Origin of the sequence: Burkholderia sp. BCC1998, from assembly GCF_905339875.1 — a bacterium.
In the GTDB taxonomy this organism is placed as follows: Bacteria; Pseudomonadota; Gammaproteobacteria; order Burkholderiales; family Burkholderiaceae; genus Burkholderia.
The window spans coordinates 1-212 of record NZ_CAJPHE010000126.1; the positions used below are offsets into that span (position 1 = coordinate 1).

Consider the following 212-nt stretch of genomic DNA (forward strand, 5'->3'; position numbering starts at 1 on the left):
TGCAGGATGAACACCGGCGTATCGGGCGCGGCCGCGTTGAGTTCCTCGATCGTCGGCAGGCGCTTCTCGGCGAACTGGTGTTCGGTAAAGCCACCGACCACGCGCACCCATTGCGGCGCGGGCGTGATCGCCACCTGCCGCTTGAGCATGTCCATTGCAACCGCGAGCGACGGCACGCCGTCCCAGCGCAGCTCCATGTTGTAGTTCAGGCC

Annotated in this window: 1 protein-coding gene; it reads right to left on the bottom strand. The window is 66.0% G+C overall.

The window, feature by feature from the left end:
• Positions 1–212, bottom strand: a 212-nt coding sequence (locus U5A56_RS37085) for an amidohydrolase family protein (RefSeq protein ID WP_321927445.1), incomplete at both ends; no start/stop codon positions are given.